This window comes from Pseudoalteromonas sp. 1181_04 (assembly GCF_052850545.1).
The window spans coordinates 14,537-31,764 of the sequence record NZ_VXCS01000004.1; the positions used below are offsets into that span (position 1 = coordinate 14,537).

Annotated in this window: 18 protein-coding genes; 11 read left to right on the forward strand and 7 right to left on the reverse strand. The window is 42.0% G+C overall.

Annotated elements, in window-relative coordinates; genetic code table 11:
- The first annotated feature begins 41 nt into the window (after positions 1-41).
- From leuA to FW757_RS04050, 6 genes are all read left to right on the forward strand, one after another.
- Positions 42-1,595: a 2-isopropylmalate synthase gene (gene leuA, locus FW757_RS04025; protein ID WP_446440892.1), complete on the forward strand. Its 1,554-nt coding sequence runs from the start codon at positions 42-44 to the stop codon at positions 1,593-1,595.
- Entirely contained in the window at positions 1,592-2,668 is a 1,077-nt protein-coding gene (gene leuB, locus FW757_RS04030) for a 3-isopropylmalate dehydrogenase (protein WP_149980410.1), read from the forward strand. Before leuA ends, leuB begins: the two co-directional genes overlap by 4 nt.
- 75 nt (positions 2,669-2,743) lie before the next feature.
- Positions 2,744-4,144, forward strand: coding sequence for a 3-isopropylmalate dehydratase large subunit (gene leuC, locus FW757_RS04035; protein WP_446440893.1), 1,401 nt, complete (start codon positions 2,744-2,746; stop codon positions 4,142-4,144).
- Positions 4,144-4,743 carry a 3-isopropylmalate dehydratase small subunit gene (leuD, locus tag FW757_RS04040; protein ID WP_182718532.1) on the forward strand — a complete coding sequence of 200 codons (600 nt, stop codon included), beginning with the start codon at positions 4,144-4,146 and terminating at the stop codon, positions 4,741-4,743. Before leuC ends, leuD begins: the two co-directional genes overlap by 1 nt.
- A gap of 118 nt (positions 4,744-4,861) precedes the next feature.
- Positions 4,862-5,827 (forward strand): hypothetical protein, encoded by a 966-nt coding sequence (locus FW757_RS04045; protein ID WP_145242433.1) that lies wholly within the window; start codon positions 4,862-4,864, stop codon positions 5,825-5,827.
- Between the two features lie 125 nt (positions 5,828-5,952).
- A complete protein-coding gene (locus FW757_RS04050; protein ID WP_182739931.1) occupies positions 5,953-6,546 on the forward strand; it encodes a hypothetical protein in 594 nt (197 codons plus the stop codon).
- Positions 6,547-6,549: 3 nt separating this feature from the next.
- Here the strand turns inward: FW757_RS04050 and FW757_RS04055 are convergent, their stop codons facing one another.
- A complete protein-coding gene (locus FW757_RS04055) occupies positions 6,550-6,921 on the reverse strand; it encodes a hypothetical protein (protein WP_182718534.1) in 372 nt (123 codons plus the stop codon).
- 96 nt (positions 6,922-7,017) lie between these two features.
- Between FW757_RS04055 and FW757_RS04060 the strand changes: the two genes are divergently transcribed.
- Positions 7,018-7,464 (forward strand): tellurite resistance TerB family protein, encoded by a 447-nt coding sequence (locus tag FW757_RS04060; protein ID WP_145242439.1) that lies wholly within the window; start codon positions 7,018-7,020, stop codon positions 7,462-7,464.
- Positions 7,465-7,469: 5 nt separating this feature from the next.
- Here FW757_RS04060 and FW757_RS04065 read toward each other — a convergent pair whose 3' ends face one another.
- A complete protein-coding gene (locus tag FW757_RS04065) occupies positions 7,470-8,039 on the reverse strand; it encodes an NADPH-dependent FMN reductase (protein WP_145242441.1) in 570 nt (189 codons plus the stop codon).
- A gap of 126 nt (positions 8,040-8,165) precedes the next feature.
- On the opposite strand from FW757_RS04065, the gene FW757_RS04070 reads away from it, so the two are divergent.
- Positions 8,166-9,062 carry a LysR family transcriptional regulator gene (locus tag FW757_RS04070; protein ID WP_182783889.1) on the forward strand — a complete coding sequence of 299 codons (897 nt, stop codon included), beginning with the start codon at positions 8,166-8,168 and terminating at the stop codon, positions 9,060-9,062.
- Positions 9,063-9,145: 83 nt separating this feature from the next.
- On the opposite strand, the gene rsgA is transcribed toward FW757_RS04070, so the two are convergent.
- The gene (gene rsgA / locus FW757_RS04075) at positions 9,146-10,195 is read right to left on the reverse strand and encodes a ribosome small subunit-dependent GTPase A (RefSeq protein ID WP_149980415.1); all 1,050 of its coding nucleotides are present in this window, start codon (positions 10,193-10,195) and stop codon (positions 9,146-9,148) included.
- Between the two features lie 234 nt (positions 10,196-10,429).
- On the reverse strand, positions 10,430-11,998 hold the full coding sequence (gene norR, locus FW757_RS04080; RefSeq protein ID WP_182761244.1) for a nitric oxide reductase transcriptional regulator NorR: 1,569 nt from the start codon (positions 11,996-11,998) through the stop codon (positions 10,430-10,432).
- 166 nt (positions 11,999-12,164) lie between these two features.
- On the opposite strand from norR, the gene FW757_RS04085 reads away from it, so the two are divergent.
- Together FW757_RS04085 and hmpA are read left to right on the forward strand one after the other, a co-directional pair.
- Positions 12,165-13,397, forward strand: a complete 1,233-nt coding sequence (locus tag FW757_RS04085) for an NnrS family protein (RefSeq protein ID WP_446440894.1) — start codon at positions 12,165-12,167, stop codon at positions 13,395-13,397.
- Between the two features lie 10 nt (positions 13,398-13,407).
- On the forward strand, positions 13,408-14,589 hold the full coding sequence (gene hmpA, locus FW757_RS04090) for an NO-inducible flavohemoprotein (RefSeq protein ID WP_182718539.1): 1,182 nt from the start codon (positions 13,408-13,410) through the stop codon (positions 14,587-14,589).
- Between the two features lie 67 nt (positions 14,590-14,656).
- Here hmpA and FW757_RS04095 read toward each other — a convergent pair whose 3' ends face one another.
- Positions 14,657-15,310, reverse strand: coding sequence for an endonuclease (locus FW757_RS04095; protein WP_145242452.1), 654 nt, complete (start codon positions 15,308-15,310; stop codon positions 14,657-14,659).
- Between the two features lie 112 nt (positions 15,311-15,422).
- Positions 15,423-16,139, reverse strand: a complete 717-nt coding sequence (locus FW757_RS04100; RefSeq protein ID WP_182794411.1) for a hypothetical protein — start codon at positions 16,137-16,139, stop codon at positions 15,423-15,425.
- 167 nt (positions 16,140-16,306) lie between these two features.
- On the opposite strand from FW757_RS04100, the gene FW757_RS04105 reads away from it, so the two are divergent.
- The gene (locus FW757_RS04105; protein ID WP_145242456.1) at positions 16,307-16,687 is read left to right on the forward strand and encodes a hypothetical protein; all 381 of its coding nucleotides are present in this window, start codon (positions 16,307-16,309) and stop codon (positions 16,685-16,687) included.
- Here the strand turns inward: FW757_RS04105 and FW757_RS04110 are convergent.
- The gene (locus FW757_RS04110) at positions 16,684-17,127 is read right to left on the reverse strand and encodes a PaaI family thioesterase (RefSeq protein WP_149980420.1); all 444 of its coding nucleotides are present in this window, start codon (positions 17,125-17,127) and stop codon (positions 16,684-16,686) included. The two genes, FW757_RS04105 and FW757_RS04110, sit on opposite strands and share 4 nt — an antisense overlap.
- Positions 17,128-17,228: the final 101 nt, after the last annotated feature.

Here is a 17,228-nt window from a genome sequence, read left to right on the forward strand (position 1 = left end):
TTTATCTCGCATCCAGGGCAGCAGAGAATTAAGGGTAGATTATGCAACAACAAGATAAAGTATGGATTTTCGACACCACTTTACGTGATGGTGAGCAAGCGCTTAAAGCGAGCCTGACTGAAGAAGATAAAATCCAGCTGGCGCATACTATTAGCCGCCTAAATGTGGATGTGATGGAAGTAGGTTTTCCGGTTTCGAGCCCTGCCGATTTTCGTTCAGTGCAACGTATAGCTACAGAAGTGAAAGGCCCTATTATTTGTGGTTTAGCACGCGCTGTTGCTAAAGATATTGAAGCCTGTGGCGAAGCACTTCGCACAGCACAACAAAGTCGAATTCATACTTTTATTGCTACCAGCCCTTTGCATTTAGAACACAAGCTACGTATGAGCTTAGATGATGCGACAGCCATGGCGGTTAAATCAATTAAGCTTGCCCGTAATTATACTGATGATGTGGAATTTTCATGCGAAGACGCAGGCCGTACACCGCATTGGGATTTATGCAAAATTGTTGAGCAGGCGATTAATGCTGGTGCATCAACCATCAACTTACCAGATACAGTTGGTTTTGTTACGCCAGACGAATACGCGGCGATGATCCGCCATTTAATGAATAACGTGCCAAATATTGATAAAGCGCGGTTAAGTGTACATTGTCATAATGATTTAGGTTTGGCTGTTGCCAATTCTGTTGCAGCGGTGCAAGCCGGTGCACGGCAAATCGAATGTACTATTAATGGTATTGGTGAGCGTGCGGGTAACTGTTCACTTGAAGAAGTGGCGATGATCATGAAGATGCGCCAAGACCACTTAAAAGTGTATACCGATATTCGCAGTGAAGAGATTTATCGCGCATCACGCCAAGTGGCGAAAATTTGTAATATGCCAGTGCAACCTAACAAAGCGATTGTTGGCGAGAATGCTTTTGCCCACAGTTCAGGTATTCATCAAGACGGTGTACTAAAAGCGCAAAATACCTATGAAATTATGTCACCAGAAAGCGTCGGCGTACCAAATAACCAATTAAATATGACCTCACGTTCGGGTCGTCATGTTATTGAGCACCGCCTTGAAGAATTAGGCTATCAACAGTCTGATTACGATATGGATAGCCTATATGAAAGCTTCTTAACCCTTGCCGATCAAAAAGGTACAGTGTACGACTACGATCTAGAAGCGATGATTTATTTTAACCAAATCAGTGATAAAGACGACAAGTACCAATTAGAGTTTGTTAACTCAACGTCTAACTCGCAATCAGTGGCAAGCTCTACTATTGGTATGGCGATTAATGGTGAGTCTAAACAAGAAGCCGCCACTGGTAATGGCCCTGTAGAGGCATCATTCTTAGCGATTGAACGTTTAACGGGTATGGCTGTTGAAATGATTGAATTTAATCTAGAAGCTACCGGTGAAGGTGCCAGCTCATTAGGTGAAGTAAATATAATAGCTAAATACGATGGCCGCCCTTATCACGGCGCGGGCATTGCAGCGGATGTGGTTGAGGCGTCAGTACGCGCCATGATCCGCGTTTATAACTTAATTTATCGTGCACAAAAAGTGTCTGATTTAAAACAACAAAGGAAAGCAGGATGAGTCAATCAAATTATAGCGTTGCAGTATTAGCAGGCGACGGTATCGGCCCAGAAGTAATGGCAGCAGCAGAGCAAGTATTGGATGCTGTGAGCAGTAAATTTGGTTTTACTTTAACTCGTCATCATCATGCCATTGGCGGCGCTGCGATTGATCAATTTGGTAAAGCGTTACCCGATCAAACCCTTGCAGCGTGTGAAAGTGCCGATGCAATTTTGTTTGGTTCAGTGGGCGGTCCAAAGTGGGAGCATCTTCCTGCCAATGAGCAACCAGAGCGCGCATCACTTTTGCCACTACGTAAACACTTTGGTTTGTTTTGTAACTTACGCCCAGCGCAACTATTACCAGCACTGAGCGCTGCATCGCCATTACGTGCCGATATAAGCGAAAAAGGCTTTGATATCTTATGCGTGCGCGAGCTAACGGGCGGTATTTACTTTGGCGAAAAAGGCCGCAGTGGCGAAGGGGCTGAAGAAACCGCATTTGATACACAAACTTATTCACGCAAAGAAATTGAACGCATTGCACGTTTTGCCTTTGAAGCAGCAAAATTACGTAATAACCATGTAACGTCGGTTGATAAAGCCAACGTATTAGCATCAAGTGTATTATGGCGCGAAGTAGTAACCGAAGTAAGCAAAGACTTCCCAGAAGTAAGCCTTGATTATATTTACGTTGATAACGCGGCAATGCAACTGGTTAAACAACCTAGCCAGTTTGATGTGTTACTGTGTGATAACTTATTTGGTGACATATTGTCAGATGAATGCGCGATGATCACCGGATCTATGGGCTTATTGCCATCGGCAAGTTTAAATCAGTCAGGCTTTGGTATGTATGAACCTGCTGGTGGTTCGGCACCTGATATTGCTGGCAAAGGGGTTGCAAACCCAATCGCACAAATTTTAAGTGCCGCGTTAATGTTACGTTATTCACTAGGCCAAGATGAAGCGGCGCGCAGCATTGAAAAAGCAGTAGCCGAAGCGGTCGAAGCAGGCGTAGGTACACCGGATATTTACCCAAATGCAGGTTATACAACGCAAGACGTTGCCGCAGCAATTGTCGCTCGTATATAAAACAGCACGTATTTAAACAATTATTCACTCGCTGCACCGTCACGCGGCGAGTCAAACAAATTAGGGGATCAGCAAGTGGCCCAAACGTTATACGATAAAATCTGGCAAGCACATGTAGTTGCTAGTATTAATGATCAAACCGATTTACTTTATATTGACCGTCATCTAGTACATGAAGTGACATCGCCGCAAGCTTTTGCTGGCCTGCGAGAGAAAAACCGTAAAGTGCGTTGTCCTGAAAAAACCATCGCAACGATGGATCATAATGTATCGACCAAAAGCCGCTCATTAGATGCCGCCAGTGAAGTATCAAAAAACCAATTGATGGCGCTTGATGCCAACTGCAAAGAGTTTGGTATTGTACTTTACGATTTAAACTCAATTAACCAAGGCATAGTGCATGTAATGGGGCCTGAGCAAGGTATTACTTTACCTGGCACTACCATTGTTTGTGGTGATAGCCATACCTCTACTCACGGTGCATTTGGTGCGCTGGCCCATGGTATTGGTACGTCTGAGGTTGAGCACGTACTCGCGACGCAAACACTACAACAGAAAAAAGCCAAGTCATTAAAAATTCAAATTAATGGTGTACTACGTCCAACGGTTACAGCCAAAGATTTGATCATGGCGGTGATTGGTAAGCTAGGTACCGCTGGTGGTACAGGTTATGTGGCAGAGTTTTGTGGTGAAGGCATTGCAGCACTGTCAATGGAAGCGCGTATGACATTGTGTAACATGAGTATTGAAATGGGCGCTAAAGCGGGTTTAATCGCTTCAGACCAAATCACTTATGATTACTTAAAAGGCCGCCCATTTGCTCCACAAGGCGATGATTTTGAAGCTGCAGTTGCCTACTGGGAAACCTTAAAAACTGACGAAGGTGCGCAGTTTGATTTAGAAGTTGAACTAGAAGCGAGTAGCATTCAGCCGCAAATTACTTGGGGCACTAGCCCTGAGCAAGTTATTGGTGTTGATGAATGCATTCCAGATCCAGATCAAGAGCCTGATTTAATTAAAGCTGATGCGATTCGCAGCGCGCTTAAATACATGGGTTTAACAGCCGGTGATAAGTTATCGTCAGCGAGCGTAGATACGGTATTTATTGGTTCATGTACCAATAGCCGAATTGAAGATTTACGCGCCGCCGCACAGATTGTTGAAGGTAAAAAAGTGGCTGCTGGTGTTGAGGCGTTAATTGTACCTGGCTCTGGCTTGGTGAAAAAACAGGCTGAAGATGAAGGCCTAGCTGATATTTTCAAAGCTGCTGGTTTTGAGTGGCGTGAACCGGGTTGCTCAATGTGCTTAGCCATGAACGATGACCGCTTAGGTGCAGGCAAGCGCTGTGCATCCACCTCAAACCGTAACTTTGAAGGTCGCCAAGGCCGTGGTGGTCGTACACACTTAGTAAGCCCTGCAATGGCCGCTGCGGCAGCTATTCATGGTCGCTTTGTTGATATTAGAGGAGAAGCCTAATGAGCATTTTTTTTAGTGGCTTAATGGCCCCACTTGATAAAAACAACGTCGATACCGACCAAATCATTCCAAAGCAGTTTTTAACCTCAACCAGCCGTGATGGTTTTGATGCGGCATTGTTTTATGATTGGCGCTATTTAGATAACGACGAGCCAAACCCTGAGTTTATTTTAAATCGGCCATGTTACCAAGGCGCGCAAATATTACTAACTCGCGATAACTTTGGCTGCGGCTCATCACGTGAACATGCACCATGGGCGCTTAAGCAATATGGTTTTGAAGTGATTTTAGCGGAAAGCTTTGCTGATATTTTCTTTAATAACTGTGGCAATAACCAGATGCTAGCTATTGCACTACCAGCGCAAACATTGGAAGACTTGTTTGTACTGAGCGAGCAACACGACGATATTCATATCGACATCGATCTTGAAAATCAGGTACTTATCAGTAACAAGTTTGCACCAATTTGCTTTGATATTCGCAAAGACGTAAAAGAGCGTTTATTAAGTGGCTTAGATTTTATCGGCGTCACCGAAACCCTCAACCCACAAATTGACGCCTTTGAGGCAAAGCTTAACGCTGAGCGCCCTTGGCAGTAAAGGTTTAAAAGTTATTAAACAATGAAACGCGGCTCAGGCCGCGTTTTTTATTGCTGCGGTTAGAAATAGTTGTTAACTTCGGAACATTATTGGCAATTAAACATTGAAAGAACTATTTATGCGAACGCTTTCTCCAAAATATATAGGCATTATTTTAGGTGTGCTTTACGGCATATCTATACGGGTATTTCTAGAGTTTAGTGATGCGTTTAACTTCGGCAGTTTAGTCACTATTTCTTTTATGTTTTTAGTCCCCATTGCGATTGGCTATATTCGTATTTATTTTGAATGCAAACTCAATAAATCAATGTCTTATAAGCAAATGGCAGTTAAGGCTTGGCAGCCTATTTTTGTATTTTTACTGGTCAGTGTAGTCACTCTTTTAGAGGGGAGTATCTGTGTCGCTATGGCGCTACCTGCATTTATGTTATTTGCAAGTATAGGAGGAGTCTTAGCTGGATTTGTACATCGTAAATTAGAAAAAGAAAGTAAAAAAGTCGTCATGTCAGTGGCATTAATACCTTTGATTTTATCACCGCTAGAGGTGAATTTTTTAAAGCTATCGCAAACATACGAAGTTAAAAATTCAGTTGTTATCAATGCACCAATAGATGTTGTTTGGCGGCAATTGGCGAATGTAAGTTACATTGCAGAGGGGGAGTTCCCAATGTCATTTTCGCAATTGATTGGTATTCCTCGCCCTTTGCAGGCGGATATGGATGCACAAGGTGTAGGTGCAGTGAGAACTAGTAAATGGCAAAATGGCGTTGTATTTAAAGAAGTTATAACAGATTGGCAGCCAAATAAACAAATGCTCTACCAGTTTGATATCGACCCTGATTTGATTCCAGACAACGCACTAGATAAACATGTAAAGCTAGGTGGAGAATATTTTTCTCCTCTTTATGGAGGCTATTATTTAGCAGAAACCGCTAATGGACAAACCGTTTTAACGTTAAAAACCACTGTTGAAGATAATACCAACTTTACTATTTACTCTCGATTATGGGGTGAGGTTATTTTTCAAGACTTTCATAATTCACTATTAAAGTTGATGAAAAGCCGAGCTGAAAAAGCCGTTTAAGCTATTTTATGGTTGGCTTGCAAACTTTTTTAGCTTACTCACCGCTGGACCACCATTCACCGCGATTACTTCCTTTGTATTTATTAACAGGCTAAGCTGCAACTTTATACTTTTAGGAACATGCTATGAAATTATTAACTGCGGCAACTTTATTGCTGGCATCTACGGCGGCGTTTGCTCGCCCTGCGCCTTTAGTATCTATCCCAACACATGATGACTTTTTTGATAATATTGCCGCCTATTGTGGTAAAGCTTTTGAGGGTAAAGTAACGGTTGATAATGCCACTGGTCCTAGCTCGTTTGCAGGCAAAAAACTAGTCATGCATGTTCGTAAATGTACTGATAGTGAGTTACAAATTCCGTTTCATGTAGGTGATGATGCATCACGTACGTGGATCATTACCAAAACCGGTAGTGGTTTGAGTTTAAAACATGATCATCGCCATCAAGATGGAACTGATGATGTATCGACTATGTACGGTGGTCATACTGTTGATGCTGGGTTTGCTAACGTGCAGTCGTTCCCTGCGGATCAGTATTCAAAAGAATTGTTTGTTAGCCAAAGTATTCCACAATCTATCGGTAATACATGGCAGATGTATATTTACCCTGAAAAGTTTACTTATCGTTTAATTCGCCAAGGCCGCGAGTTTCGCGTTGATTTTGATTTAACAAAACCAATTACACCACCGCCAGCGCCTTGGGGTTATAAAGACTAAAGATTAGTCTTTGCTGGGCTTTGTCTCACATTGTAGTAATACCGTTAAAGGTGGCTGATAGGCGCGGGGTTTGGTTGGGAAACGATCATACTCTTGTACACCATCAGTCACTTTTAGCATAAACGGATTACCACGGCATAAACGGTCAGCATGGCGCAATAAAAATACACTTTGATTTTTAAAGTGCTGATAGTCGTCAGATTGAATTTCTAGATGATAGTTATTTGCGTCTAATTTTGTTTGGTAATAATGGACTTTTTCATCGAAGTCATAGAGTTTTTCGGTTTCACCTTTATCTGCTAATACCGCATTACTGCCTATTAATAGTGCCAGTGCACTGATAATTACTAGCCTATTTGCTGTTTTTCCTTTCATAAACCTTTAACTCCATTATTGTATTGAGCGCACTATTTAATTACAGTGATGCAACGAGTTATGCTGTAAGTCTAACACCCAAAAAGGGAAAATGTGATGTTCAAACAAATAAAACAACTATTTTCAGCTTTTGATGAGCAACCAGCTCAGCTGCAAGAGCATGATTTGAAAACGGCTGTAGCGGCATTATTGATTGAAGTAATGCGTGCTGATCGCGAGCAGCAAGACGATGAATTGAAAACGTTATCTCTGACTTTAAAAAAGTATTTTAATTTGAGTGATGAAGACGTTAGTGAGCTAATGCAAAGCGCAGGAAAAAGTTTGGATGACGCGATTGATTACTTTCAGTTTTCTAAACAAATTAATGATCAATGCAGCGCAGAGCAACGCATTGAAATTATAGAGCTGCTATGGCGCTTAGCGTATGCCGATGGTGAGTTAGATCCGCAAGAAGAGTATGTAATTCGCCGTGTTTCTAACTTGTTGTATGTCGCGCATGAGGATTTTATCGCTGCCAAGTTAGCAGCGACAAAGCTTTCTTAAGCGGTTTATTTATTTAATTTGCTGGCAACGCTGACGAGCTGCTGAGCAAGGCCTGCAATTCGTTCTGCTGTCACAGGGTCACTAATGCGGCCATTTTCATCAAGCAAAGTGTGAATTGCAGGTACGGCAAGTTGATCTGCCAATACCAAGCTGCCGATACCCGATAAAATATCGCGAACGTGATTTAGACCACGCAAGCCACCTAAGCCTCCCGGTGATGAGGCGTATAAAGCCGTTACCTTGTTACGAAATGCTGGAACTGCGCCTTGCTCAGTACGTGATGCCCAATCAATGGCATTTTTTAGTACCGCGGTAATTGAACCGTTATATTCAGGGCTGGCAAGTAAGATGCCATCTGCAGCGCGTAGTTTGTCTTTTAATAACTGAGCGCCTACTGGTGTGCCTTGCGCTTCAACGTCTTCGTCAAACATGGGTAAGTTTAGATCTGCCAGTTTAATTACTTCAACTTCTGCACCGCTTTCTAATGCAAAGCGGGCTGCTTCATTGATCAATTTTTGGTTAAAGCTGTCTTTACGTAAGCTGCCTGCTAAGGCAATAATTTTTGGTGCTGTCATGGTGGTCGCCTTCAATAACGTAGTTGGGTTTGCCTGTTAACTACTTTAGCAAATATTTACTTGCAGAAAAGCCAAATAAACGCAAAACTTATGTGCATATACGCACACTTAAGGTTAAGGGCAGGTATGGCGATTCAATTTGATGACTGGCAAGATGTAAAAGTAGCCTATGAAGTTGCGCGGTTAGGAACGTTAACAGCGGCGGCTGAAAAGCTCAACGTTCATCACAGTACGGTACTTAGGCGCATTAATAACCTTGAGCAAAGTTTAAATGCACGTTTATTTCATCGTCATGCCCGGGGTTATAAAGTAACTGAGATTGGCGCTAAACTCTTTACAGCAGCGCAGTCTATTAATAGTGAACTTGAACGCTTACACAATGATATTATTGCCGCAGATAGTACTTTGCGTGGTAGTTTATTGCTTACAACGGTCAGTGGTTTTATTGATGTACTGAGTGATGTGTGTGAACAATTTCAAAGTTTACATCCACAGGTGCAGCTGGAAGTTATATTAGATCAAAAGCGTTTACGTCTTGACCACGGCCAAGCACATATAGCGGTTCGCGCAGGTCCCCGTCCTGATGAAGGTGATTATATCGCCCAGCATTTGGCGCATTTGTCGTCAGGATTTTATGCATCAAAGCGTTATATTGATAAGCATGGCGTGCCAAAAAGTATTAAGCAATTGCCGTTGCATAATTTTGTTTCGGGGGTGGCCGGCTATAATGGCAAAGTGCCTTATTTTGTTTGGGTTGATGAAAATATACCAACTTCACAAGTGAAATTACGCGTGTCTGAAACCTCAGAGGCAACCCGTGCGATTGTTAAAGGCTTGGGAATTGGCGGGATGCAGCATGACGTGGCGGCGCAGTATGCTGATTTAGTACCAATACTAGCGGATGAACTGAGTTGGCCAACGGATTTATGGCTAGTAACCCATCACTTAGTGCACCGAACAGCTAAGGTACAGGCGTTCAGTCAGCTTTTAAAAGCGTATTTTAAGGAGCATAAGCTCGCGTAATTTAGCTGGTTAATCTTTCTATCAGCAAAAACGTGGCTAAACAGTATTTAGCCACGTTTTGTTTAACGACTGAGAAAAATTAATTAACGTCCTTTTAAATTACGCATGTCTGCTTGTACGTTACGATAAAACCGACCTAAGCTTCTATCTTGGCTACGTAATTGCGCAAGGCTCTGAGTATTGCGTTGCTGCTCTTTTAACAGTTTTTGATAATTAGTGATACGCCGCTGCGTTAATAAGCCTTTTTGTAACGCAGCTAGCACCTGACAACCGGGTTCTAGCTGATGACTACAATCGGCAAATCGACACTGCTGCGCCAGTTCACTTATATCGTTAAAAGTAAGCTCTACACCTTGTTGACAGTCACTTAGTTGCAGCTCTCGTATGCCGGGAGTATCGAGTAACAGCGCTCCTACGTTAAGAACATGCAATGCTCGATGAGTCGTGGTGTGGCGACCTTTGCTGTCGTCCTCACGAATTGCACCAGTGTCACTTAGCTGCTGTTCACATAAGCTATTAACTAAGCTGGATTTACCTACACCCGAAGACCCAACAAAAGCTAATGTTTGACCTTTGCCGCACCATGGCATTAATTGCTCAACACTGCCACGCTCTAATGCATTAACAGACAGCACGGTTAAGTGATTATCAAGCGCTGTTAGTTGTGCTATATGTTGCTCTGGTTCTGCACATTGATCGCGTTTGGTCAGTACAACAACGGGTAAACACTCACTTTGATACGCTAACGCTAAGTAGCGTTCAAAGCGGCTTAGATTGAAATCTTGATTATGCGAGCTGACAATAAACAAAGTATCAATATTAGCGCCAATAAGCTGTTCACTTAATTTACTTCCCGCACTTTTGCGACTGAGCAATGTTAAGCGCTCAAGCAATCGGGTAAACAGCCAGTGTTCGTTGTGTTGCGTAAGTAATATCCAGTCACCCACAGTTAAGGGGGGATGATCTGAATTTACCAATACCTTGTGGCAACCCTGCTCACTCTGTACAACAAAGTGGTCGCGATGGTAGGTAATGATCCGTGCAATCAGTGTGTGCTCTAAATCATTGAGCGTAAGTTGTTGTTGGAAAAATGCGCGCCAACCCAGTTGGCTTAAACTTAAATTAGTATTCATATAACCCCATTACTGCAAAGAGTAAAAATAACAAAGGGGTTTGCTGTTAAATTTTAGCTATCAACAGCGCCCCGGCTAATGGCCGGGCAAAACTTAATATTAAAAAATAAAATTAAGCACTTACTTGCCCAGCAAGGGGGTTTAATACAATCATCAAATATCTCCTGTTTAGATGTTTATTGTGGTTTTACACCAGTTGGTACTATAGCCAAGTTTGGGTGAATAAAATACACATTAAATAGATTTTTTTACTGTAATACCAAGACGTTTGGCTAATCGCACTAAGTTAGCGCGATCAACTTTTAATGTTCGTGCTGCACTGGCCCAGTTGTAATTATGTTGTTCTAGCTGTTGGCTGATTAAATGCTGAGTAAATGTATCCGTTGCTTGTTTGAGCGAGAAATTTTGTTTATTTATGTTATTGTTATCGGCAGTTGTTAATGCGACAGGCGTTGGGTTATTTGTACTTAGGTTAAGTTCACAATGAGCAGGTTCAATAGTAATTATTGCTTGCTGCCACTGGCTTTGTTTGGCTTTTAATGCTGCACGGCTGATCACATGCTCAAGTTCTCGCACATTTCCCGGCCAGTCATATTGAGTGAGTAGTAGTTGCGTTTCGACGCTGAGTTTGAGTTGTTTGATAGCTAGCTTACGGGCTGTTCTTTCAACAAAGTAACCTGCAAGTAAAATTACATCGTTTTCGCGTTGTTTAAGTGGCGCAACGTTGAGCGGGTAAACACTTAACCGATGATATAAATCGGCTCGAAAACGCCCTTGAGCGACTTCGTTTTTTAAATGCCTGTTTGTAGCCGCAATAACCCTTACATCGACGTATTTTACTTCATCTTCGCCAACCGTTTGGATTTCACCACTTTGTAAGACGCGCAATAGTTTACTTTGCATGGCAAGTGGTAGTTCACCAATTTCATCTAAAAATAAGGTGCCACCATCAGCCAGCTGAAACTTGCCTTGACGTGCATTATGGGCGCCGGTAAATGCGCCTTTGGCGTGGCCAAAAAATTCACTTTCGGCGAGATTCTCTGGTAATGATGCACAATTTAAGTGAATTAACGGCATTTCGCTACGCTTTGAATGAAGATGGATATTGCGTGCTACTAGCTCTTTACCTACCCCGGTATCACCTTGGATCAAGACACTAAACTCAGAAGCCGCCACTAGTTTTATATCGCTTCGAAGGGCTTGCATGGCGGTGCTTTGGCCGATGATCTCTGCACCATCGCGGGTAAGCGCTTCGCGGTTTAGCTCTTGCACTAAAGCGCTACTATGTTGCGCGTGGTTTTGATATTGCTGCAGTTTTAATACAGTTTGCAAATGCGCGGTGCAAAGCGTACCTAGTTGAGTAAATAGCTCAAGGTCAAAACTGTCGAATGCATTTGCATCGAGACTGTCGAGGGTGATCACCCCTAGTAAGTTATCTTCGCTATCAAGTAGGGGGATGCCTAAGCAAGCATGAACAGGGATATCGCCAGTTTTGCTCGATAGTAAACCGTCGTACGGATCAGGAATTGGGCAATCATGGGCAAACTGTAATGGTTGCTTAGCGTTGCAAATGGCATGTAAACGTGGATGCTCGTTTATTACAAAGCGTCGTCCTAGGGTGTCAGGCGTCAGTCCATGAATAGCTTGTGGTTTTAACACATCTCCTTGTAAGGTAAGCAGTGCAATAGCGTCACTGGGTATTACTTGTTTGATACACTGAATTAACTGCTGAAAAGGCTGCTTTTGGTCGCTCACTTTAGCAAGCACAAGGGCGACATTAAGTAAGCTTTGTTTATCTACCATGTCAAAATGACTCAAATGTGTTTTTATCTTATTTAAAGGTGAGTCATAAAGACTTTTTTGTCAATAGCAAAATAGTTAATATCTTGAATAATAAGCAGTTTAAATCTTGGCTCGGCTTGTGCAATAGCGTGTTATAAATACCTAGATAGATGAGTCTAATACGCTGATGCGAGCAATCAATTTAACCGAACCAATGCCCAAAAAAGTGCGTTTTTATCAAGTCAGTCAATGGCCGTTATGGATGTTAGCATTTCGGCCCTACTTTTTAGGAGCTGGCTTATTGGCCGTTTTGTCGATTAGTTATTGGTTACTCATTTTAACAGGCCATGCCAGATGGCAATTGACTATGCCAGCAACACTTTGGCATGCCCATGAAATGATGTTTGGCTTTGCAGGCGCTGTAGCTGTGGGGTTTTTATTAACCGCAGCACAAACTTGGAGCGGGGTTGCGAGTATTAATGGTCGTAAATTGATGTTGCTAACCCTAGTGTGGCTAGCAGCTCGTGTTGCGTTTTTTATTACCAGTGCAGGTATTGAAAACTTTAGTTTATATGCGGTGTTATTGTTCCAATTGCTTTGGTGGTTAGGTGCAGTTATGGCGCTGGCTAATATGCTCCTTAAAGCTGGCAATAAAAATAACTACCAATTTTTACCGATGCTAAGCGCATTGTGTGTGCTCAATATTATTTATTTATGCTTAGCAATACAACAAAACATGCTACTTGCATTGGCAGTCGCCGATACCGCAGTACTAGTAATGACCTTACTTGTCGGTGTGGTGGCTGGGCGGGTATTACCTTTTTTTACTGCTCGTGGTCTTGGTTTAGCGGAGCAAGTGCGTACTCCTCGTTTAGATAAAGTGCTGCTTTACAGCTCATTGTTTGCTGTCGCGCTTTATTTTATCAGCCAATTATTTATAGCAAGCGTTAATCCTGGTTGGGCATTGGCTGTTGTTGCTGTAGTGCATTTAAGTCGCTCATTGTTGTGGTGGAATAATCAAATACTCAAAGTACCACTGTTATGGTCGTTGCACTTCTCTTATCTAGCTCTTGGGCTTGGTTTAGTATTGCTTGCGCTGAGTTTTTACAGCTCGGTTATTTTGTTTAAAGACGCGCTGCATATGATCACTATAGGTACGATTGGCATGATGATCTTAGCGATGATGACGCGGGTATCTCATGGTCATACTGGCCGCCCTTTAACTATTCCTCACTTTATGGCTGTGGCGTTTGCTTTAGTGTTTATTGCAGCAATTATTCGTTCGTTATTACCTGTTGTTATTGGGCCACACATCGCATGGCAGCTGAGTGCTGTACTGTGGATCGTGGCATTTTTATTGTTCTTATTCCACTGTATTCCTATTTTAACGCGGCGTCGTGTTGATGGGCGTCGTGGTTAAAGGAAGTTGTATGTTATCTGATAAAACCATTGAAATAGTAAAAAGCACAGCGCCTTTATTGGCGCAGGCGGGCACCGTTGTCACGGAGCATTTTTATAACCGGCTGTTTAGTCATAACCCTGAGCTGCAGGATATTTTTAATATGGCCAATCAACGTAGTGGCCGTCAGCAATTTGCATTATTTAATGCCTTGGCTGCGTATGCTCAAAATATTGATAATTTAGCCGTATTAAAAGAGGCGCTGGCACGCATTAATCATAAGCATACCAGCATGCATATTTTACCTGAGCATTATCCAATAGTTGGCGGACATCTGATTGGCACTTTAAAAGAATTGCTCCCTGAGCAATTTACAGCTGAAGTTGAATATGCATGGCGTGAGGCTTACGCACTACTTGCTGATATTTGTATTACCGAAGAAGCGGCGCTATACGAGCACAGTAAAAATAACCACGGTGGCTGGTCGGGTACTAGAGCATTTGTTATTGCTAAAAAACAGCCTGAATCAGAGTTAGTAACCAGTTTTACTTTAGTGCCAGTCGATGGTAAAGCGGTAATGACTCATAAACCAGGGCAGTATTTAGGTATCAAAGTAAAACCAGCTTATACACAGTATAGTGAGATACGCCAATACTCTATTTCTCAGCAAAGTAATGGTGAAAATTACCGTATTAGCGTGAAAAAAGAGTTATTGCCAGCAGCGGGGATTGTATCTAATTATTTGCACTCACTTGATGTGGGCAGCGTTGTGGAGCTTTATCCACCGGCTGGAGACTTCTTTTTACGCGCAAATAAAAAACCTGTGGTATTAATTTCTGCGGGCGTTGGTCAAACACCGATGCTGGCAATGTTACAAACATTATTATGTGATACATCGAATCAAGCGGTCACCTATTTACACGCCTGTGAAAATATCCTGCAGCATTCATTTAGTCAGTTTTTGGCGGAGCAAGCCGCGGCGCATACTCGATTAAATTACTACACTTGGTTTAATCAAGGTGGCGAGGGAGCTGAGTTTACTGGATTGATGAATGTCAGCGCTGTTGCTGAGCAGCTACCGCTTGAAGAAGGTGATTTCTACATCTGTGGCCCAACGGGGTTTATGGCTGCAATTAAACAGCAATTACTCGTATTAGGAGTCGCTGCTGAGCGTATTCACTACGAGGTGTTTGGCCCACATCAAGATATTTAATGACGAAACTAAATGCAGGTTTTAAGTGAAAAGGCGCGAAATGCGCCTTTTTTATGGTTTTGGCTACTTAAAGTACAGCATTGCTATTTTTCGCTGCTAAAGCTTGGTTTTGCCATGCGGTAAATAATTTTTGTTGCTTGTCGGAAATTTTTAAACCATAGGTTTTTTGCATATAAAAATAAGCATCGGCAATGCGTTTTCGTGCATAAAAGGGCGGCTCTACCACACGCTGTTTAAAATCTACCTTTACCTGGCAGCGACCATATTGGCTTGCATTACCTGCAATCATGCCAAAGCTGTAATTAGATCGGTCTGCGTTTATTTCACCAATTGCCGGAGCGAGATTATTTATATCAGCTTCCATTTTCCGAAATTGCGCACTGACTTTAATGCAATTTTTTCGGCCGCCATCTTGCCAGCATTGTAGCTGGTGACCAAATTCCCATGCAGACACAATATGTTCCCACTCAATCCGAGTTGCGCGCGCATTTGGTTTGCCTGAACGAGTAACCGCATTGCGAGGCACATAACCACATGCATTTGGGTCGGGCACCAGTTTTTTACCTTGGCGTTTAATATTACAGCCACAATAGAGGCTGGTGGCGTTATCAGGAAGGGTTTTGATGAGGTGTTTTTTTGCGCTGTAAAAACTGGTGAATTGTTCTGCATAAAGGTTAAAACTCACACAACACAATACCAGCGCAATAATTAAATGCGGCATATCCAATCACTTTAGTGAACTACAGGAAGCGCTAGTTTAGAGCGATTATTCAAAAAGTAAATCGCTTAACTGTGTGATGTAGTGGGAATTTTAACTCATCTCTAAGGTAAGGTTAGCTACTTGGGCGACGGGAAGTACGTTTTCTAAAACGGATATTCTGTAGTAATAAAATAAAGCCAGTTAAACAAAACAATACGCTACTGGCTGCAAAACTTATTAATAATGGGTTATTAAAATCTTCACGTTGCTCATAGTCCATTATGTGTAACATCCAGAAAAAATCGAAAATTCGCCAAATTGTGCTGCGAACAGTAATAACTTGGCCGCTATCAGCGGATAAATATAGTGTGGTGTTAAACGTATCGTCAAAATTTACTTGCCAAATATTTTCTTTAAAGCCAACTTCGCGAGTACCTTTAGCTAGTTTGATCACGTCTGTTACTTGCGCATTAATTAATAGATGAGCTTGGGCATTGGCAATAATTTGCGCTTTACTCGGTGCTACCAAAGGACGGCCAGTAACTCCGTTAAAGCTGTACTCACCGTTACTGTTGCTCACAATAATGGTAGGGATTGTTAAAAAGTGACTATAACTAATTTGTCTTGGTTGAGTAATTTTTGCAACGATATTATCAACTGAGGCTAGATAATCAGCTTGTTTGAATGGGTTATTTAATTGCCGCGCAGCTAAATGTTTACCGTGAACTTTTTCAAGCGGTATAGCACTCATAATTAAACCACCGAGTAACCATGCAAAAATTTGTAGCGCTAATAAGTAACCTAACCATTTGTGAAACTTACGCGCATGTTTAAAAATGCGTTTATCCATAGTGACTACCTGTTTGTTATTAGTGCGGTATTCTATAAATTATATTGAGTTTGCCAATGTGGCAAATTGTCGCATCAACAAAATAAAACTAGCTACTCTAGATTTGGTATATACGCAAAATTAGGTTAAAGTTTGCGTTGTTATTAACGCAGGGTAAAAATGAAACAATGTCGGAAATTCAATTTTTAAATGTAGATCTAGAGCTTGAATCAAAGCAAGATATTAGTTTGTTAGTTGCAGACTTAAAAAAAAGTGCTGTGGTTTTGCATTACGATAAAGATGAGTACCGTCAACTAGCACGTATTGAGTCTAATGAAGACGTTATCTCACCAGATAAAGCGATTAACCACTTATGTGAGTTAATTGAATCTTGCTCACGCAATGCATTAAAGCAGTGGTTATCATGCTCAAAGCGCACCTTTGATATTGGCTTTGAATCAGGCACTTCGCCAAAATGCTTTAATCAAGCGCTCAGTGCCGATACTTTATTGCGTATTTCTGCTATTGGCGCAGGTATTGAAATTACAATTTATCCACTTTCAAGTTAGCCTTTTCGCTCTACAATTGCTGCGGTCATTCTTGATACGCAGCACAGTTCTCCACGACTATTGGTGATTTTTATTTCCCATACGGATGTACGCTTGCCTAAGTGTAGTGGTGTTGCTATCGCGGTTAATATACCATTACGTGATGCTTTTAGATGATTGGCATTGATCTCCTGGCCAACACAATAAAACTTTGTAAAATCAACAGCAAAGTTTGCAGCATAACTCGCCACCGTTTCTGCAAGTACAACATTTGCGCCGCCATGCACCATACCCATAGGGTTATGATGAGCTGGGATCGCGGGCATCGTTGCTACTAAATAATCATCGCCTATTTCACTTATTTCAATGCCCATGGTTTTCATCAATGTGCCTTGACCACTTATGCCGTCATCAAGTTGCTTACATTGTGCTAGGGTGATCGGTTGATACCAAATACTCATCTGCCTGCCTCACTAAGTTATTTACTAAATCAGTCTACACTTTTAAACATTTTCCTACAGTTAAGATCATAAAAATAGATAAAATGTACCTATATTATCTA